Below are 5,382 nucleotides of genomic sequence, written 5' to 3' on the forward strand. Positions count from 1 at the left end.
CCCGATGGCAGCGATTCGATCCAAAGCCCTACTTGGCCCCACGCTCAATCGCAAACCCAGCCCAGGTCTGGCTCACCGGCATCAGCTCCAAGCGGTTGATATTCACATGCGCCGGCGTGTTCATGACCCAGAAGATCGTGTCGGCAATGTCCTGCGGCTGGATCGGCTCGGCACCGGCATAAGTGGCGTCATAGCGCGCCTGGTCACCCCCGAAGCGCACCAGCGAAAACTCGCTCTCGCACAGGCCCGGCTCGATGTTGGTCACGCGCACGCCGGTGCCTTGCAGGTCACACCGCAGGTTCAGCGAAAATTGCTTCACGAACGCCTTGGAGCCGCCATACACATGGCTGCCCGGGTACGGGTAGCTGCCGGCGATGGAACCCAGGTTGATGATGCCGGCGCCACGGCCATGGGCGATCAAGCGCGGCAGCAGCAAGTGGGTGGTGGTCAGCAGGCCCTTGATGTTGGTGTCGACCATGGTTTCCCAATCGTCGAGGCTGCACTTGGGCGCCGGGTCAGTGCCCACGGCCAGGCCGGCATTGTTGATCAGCCCGCGCAGGGTGGCGAACGACGGCGGCAGGTTGGCGATGGCCTCTTCCATGCCCTTGCGATCACGCACGTCCACCACCAGGCCATGCACTTCGGTCTGCTTGGAAAGCTCTTCAACCAGCGCATTCAAGCGTTCGGCGCGACGGCCGGTGAGCACCAGTTTCCAGCCGGCTTCGGCAAATCGACGGGCGCAGGCTTCGCCGAAACCTGAAGTGGCGCCAGTAATAAACAGCGTGTTGGACATGGTGTTCTCCTTGCGGGCATCGGGAAAAAAGTTGCCAGCAGAATGCCCTTACCCCGCCGTCGCGGCAACCGCTGTGCGCAGTTCTTTACGCCCGGCCGATCACTTTTTAACCATGCCAGGCAAAGCCTTATAAACCGTGGCGTGTAGCGATATGCACGCAGGTTATCCACAACTGCGCCCACAGTCTTTGGGGGCAAGTGCAAAACCACACAGGCCTCTATTCACAAGGCTTGCAGGCGATTTTAGAAAGTTTTTTGCTTGACCTTGGAGGGGGCGTATGTAGGCCCATCGATGGTGTGGAAATTCAGACGATGGCTCCAGGCCAGTCATTCCGGCCTCTGCGGCGGTCTTTCCAGAGTTTAGTCACAGACTTATCCACAGGCTGAACAGACATATTTCGTTCATATACCTGTGTCTTTAAACAGGTTGACAAACCCCTTGGGCGGTCGTGAAAAAGTCGCTGGTCAAAAAACAACCGTCGCGCTGCAAGCCACGGTTTCAAAGGCGTTCAGCCAGCTACTCCCACGTTACCCACAGCCGGTTCCACAGCGGATGGGGACAAGTCAAAACGGTGACAAAACAGGGATTTGCGGCGGCTATATGTCGCGCTTTAAGAGGTGGCTGGATTTGTTTTCCACAATTTCGAAAACACCACAAAACAAATGTGGGAGGGGCAAGCCCCTCCCACAGGGTTAATGCGACAAAACTTGAGATCAGTGACCGCCGAGGTAGGAGTTGCGCACTTCCTCGTTCACCAACAACTCCTTACCCGTACCTGTCAGGCGAATCTCGCCGTTGACCATCACATATGCCCGATCCGACAGGCGCAGCGCGTGGTTGGCGTTCTGTTCCACCAGGAAGATGGTCATGCCAGTGGATGCCAGTTCGCGCAGGGTGGAGAAGATCTGTTTCACCACGATCGGCGCCAATCCCAGGCTCGGTTCGTCCAGCAACAACAACTTGGGTCGGCTCATCAGCGCGCGGGCGATGGCGAGCATTTGCTGCTCGCCGCCGGACATGGTCATGGCGCGCTGGTTACGCCGTTCCTTGAGGCGCGGGAACAGCTCGAACATGCGCTGCATGTCATCAAAGGCAAACTTGTCGCCAATCGGGATGGTGCCCATCAGCAGGTTTTCCTCGACGGTCATGTCGGGGAACACCCGCCGCCCTTCCGGCGACTGCGCAATACCGTTGGAGGCGATGTAGTGGGACGACTTGTGGGTAATGTCGACGCCGTTGTAGATGATCTGCCCCGACTCGGCCCGCGGCTGGCCGAAGATCGACATCAGCAAGGTGGATTTGCCCGCGCCGTTGGAGCCGATCAGGCTAACGGTTTCGCCTTCGTTGATCTGCAGCGAGACTTTTTTCAGGGCCTGGATCGGGCCGTAGAACACGTCCAGGTCCCTGATTTCGAGGATAGGTGCACTCATACCAGCTCCTCCTCGTCCGCGCCCAGGTAGGCAGCGATCACTTTCGGGTCGTTGCGGATCGCGTCCGGCCCGCCTTCGGCGATCACGTTGCCGTGGTCCAGCACCACGATGTGGTCGGAGATACTCATTACCATGCCCATGTCGTGTTCGATCAGCACCACCGTGAGGTCGTGTTCGTCGCGCAGCAGGCGAATCATCGCGCTGAGGGCTTCGGTTTCCTGGGGGTTGAGGCCGGCAGCAGGCTCGTCGAGACAGATGATCTGCGGCCGCGTGCACATGGCGCGGGCGATTTCCAGGCGGCGCTGCTGGCCGTAGGAAAGCTCACCGGCCAGGCGGTTGGCGCAGTCCACCAGGTCGACCACTTCGAGCCAGTAGAACGCGCAGTCCAGCGCGTCGCTTTCGGCCTTGCGATAGCCCTTGGTGTTGAGAATGCCGGCCAGCATGTTGCGGTTGACCCACATGTGCTGGGCCACCAGCAGGTTTTCCAGCACCGACATTTCCTTGAACAGGCGAATGTTCTGGAACGTGCGCGCCAGGCCGGCGCGGTTGACCAGGTGGGTGCCGCCGAACATCTTGTAGTACACGCGGCTGAGAAAGCTTTTCGGCGACACGAAGTCGGTGGCCCGGAAGCGTTCGCCAAGCAGTTGGATCACATTGGTCTGCTTGCCGCGCACGTTGAGTTCGATCTTGCCGCCACTGGCTTTGTAGAAGCCGGTAAGGCAGTTGAATACGGTGGTCTTGCCGGCGCCGTTGGGGCCGATCAGGGCGAAGATCGAGTTGCGTTCGACCTTCAGGCTCACATCGCTCAGGGCCTTGATGCCACCGAAGTGCATCATTAGGTGTTCCACGGACAGCACGATTTCCTTGCTCATGGTGCCACTCCTTTACGCGGCGTCACCCCGGTCCGGCTGATCCGTATCAGGCCGCGTGGCCGCCAGATCATCATCACCACCATCAGCACGCCAAACAGCAGCACACGGTATTCGGAGAAACTGCGCAGCAGTTCCGGCGCCACGGTCAACACGAACGCGGCGATCACCACACCCACCGTCGAGCCCATGCCGCCCAGCACCACGATGGCCAGGATCAACGCCGACTCGAAGAAGGTGAATGACGACGGGTTGACGAAACCCTGGTAGCTGGCAAAGAACACCCCGGCCAAACCGGCGGTGGAGGCACCGATGGTGAACGCCGAGAGCTTGACCAGTACGTGGTTCAGGCCCATGGAACGGCAGGCGATTTCATCTTCACGCAGGGCTTCCCAGGCGCGACCGACCGGCATGCGGGTCAGGCGGTGCTTGATGTACAGCACGGCCAGCACCACCAGGAACAGCACGATATAGATGAACATGAACTTGATGTTGGGGTTGTAATCGATACCGAAGAACTCATGGAACGGAATGCCACCATCCTTGGCACGCTTGCCGAACTCAAGCCCGAGGAAGGTCGGCGAGGGCACCGGCATACCGTTCGGTCCGCCGGTGAACGACAGCCAGTTGTTGAGCACCAGGCGGATGATTTCACCGAAGCCCAGGGTCACGATGGCCAGGTAGTCACCGTGCATTCGCAATACCGGGAACCCGAGTATGCACCCCGCCAGCGCCGCCGCGATGGCCGCCAATGGCAGCACCGTCCAGAAGCCCAGGCCCAGATATTGGTAGCCCAGCGCCAGGCCATAGGCGCCGATGGCATAGAACGCCACGTAACCCAGGTCGAGCAGGCCCGCCAGGCCGACCACGATGTTCAGGCCCAGGCCCAGCAGTACGTAGATCAGGCCGAGAATGACCACGGTGAGCAGGTACTTGTTGGCGAAGATCGGAAACACGATGGCGATCACGATCAGCGCCGGGATGATCCAGCGCAGCCGCGACTTGTAGTCCGGTGCCAGCACGTGCACGCCGGAGCCACTGCTCTCGAAGCCCTGCAGGATCTTCACGCCCTTGGGGGTTTGCAGGAACAGGCTCATGGCAAAGCGGCCGACCATCACGATGGCGACCAGCAGGCCCACGCGGGCCGGTTCCAGGTTGAAGCTGTAGCCGTCGAGGACCACGCCGACGATCGGACCGAACACGATCAACGAAATCAGCCCGGCAAGGATCGTATCGACGACACTTTTCTTGATATCGATAGGTTTGGCAGCAGACATGTTTTACACCTTCGCCACGAGTGGGCGACCAAGCAGGCCCTGGGGACGGAAAATCAGAATCACCACCAACAGGGAGAAACTGAACACGTCTTTGTAGTCAGAGTTGATCAACCCCGAGAACAACGACTCGGAGATACCGAGGATAATCCCGCCCAACATCGCCCCAGGCAGGGAGCCGATGCCGCCGAGTACCGCTGCGGTAAATGCCTTGATGCCGATGATGAAGCCGGCATAGAAGTCGAAGGTGCCGTAGTTGAGAGTGATCAGCACGCCGGCCAACGCGGCCATGGCGGCACCGATGACAAACACATAGGAAATCACGCGGTCGGTGTTGATCCCCAGGATCGAAGCCATCTTGCGGTCTTGCTGGGTGGCGCGGCACATGCGGCCGAGCTTGGTGTACTTGATGACATAGGTGAGCAACGCCATGCCGGCGAACGCCGCCACGAGGATGAACACCTTGGTGTAGGTGAGCTGGACGAACCCGCTGCCGATATCGACACGCCAGGCCCCGGCCAGCAGGGTCGGGATGCCTTGTTGCTTGGCGCCCTGGGCGATCTGCGCGTAGTTCTGCAGAATCAGCGAGATACCGATGGCGCTGATCAGCGGTGCCAGTCGGGTGGAGTTGCGCAGCGGTTTGTAGGCGACCCGTTCAATCACCCAACCGTACACGCCGGTGACGACCACGGTGAAGATCAGGGTGCCGAGTATGAGCAGCGGGAAGGATTCGATGCCGAAGTAAGCCAGCAGTGCCAGACTGATCGCCGCGAGGTAAGCGGAAATCATATAAACCTCGCCGTGGGCGAAGTTGATCATGCCAATGATGCCATAGACCATTGTGTAGCCGATGGCGATCAGGCCATAGACCGACCCGAGGGTCAGGCCGTTGACCAGTTGCTGCAGGAAAATACCATCCATAACGCAATCTCACGCGGTGAGCACCTGCACACCGGTGGGTGTGCGGCGCTTCTGGAGGAAAAGACAGATCTTGATAACAACACGGTCTCCTGTGG

At 59.8% G+C, this 5,382-nt stretch carries 5 protein-coding genes; all 5 read right to left on the bottom strand.

The features are described 5' to 3' along the window. Positions 1–28: 28 nt before the first annotated feature. Positions 29–793 carry an SDR family oxidoreductase gene (locus JWR98_RS10670; protein WP_078731337.1) on the bottom strand — a complete coding sequence of 255 codons (765 nt, stop codon included), beginning with the start codon at positions 791–793 and terminating at the stop codon, positions 29–31. Positions 794–1,506: 713 nt separating this feature from the next. Next, complete coding sequence (locus tag JWR98_RS10675) at positions 1,507–2,223, bottom strand: ABC transporter ATP-binding protein (protein WP_205489988.1); 717 nt, start codon at positions 2,221–2,223, stop codon at positions 1,507–1,509. Beyond that, positions 2,220–3,095: an ABC transporter ATP-binding protein gene (locus tag JWR98_RS10680; RefSeq protein WP_003171398.1), complete on the bottom strand. Its 876-nt coding sequence runs from the start codon at positions 3,093–3,095 to the stop codon at positions 2,220–2,222. The genes JWR98_RS10675 and JWR98_RS10680 overlap by 4 nt, the downstream gene beginning before the upstream one ends. Next, complete coding sequence (livM, locus tag JWR98_RS10685) at positions 3,092–4,369, bottom strand: high-affinity branched-chain amino acid ABC transporter permease LivM (RefSeq protein WP_003171396.1); 1,278 nt, start codon at positions 4,367–4,369, stop codon at positions 3,092–3,094. The genes JWR98_RS10680 and livM overlap by 4 nt, the downstream gene beginning before the upstream one ends. Positions 4,370–4,372: 3 nt before the next feature. Continuing rightward, entirely contained in the window at positions 4,373–5,287 is a 915-nt protein-coding gene (locus JWR98_RS10690; protein ID WP_010213575.1) for an ABC transporter permease subunit, read from the bottom strand. Between the last annotated feature and the right edge of the window lie 95 nt (positions 5,288–5,382).

The sequence above is a fragment of the Pseudomonas lactucae genome, assembly GCF_016937615.1.
Taxonomy (GTDB): domain Bacteria; phylum Pseudomonadota; class Gammaproteobacteria; order Pseudomonadales; family Pseudomonadaceae; genus Aquipseudomonas; species Aquipseudomonas lactucae.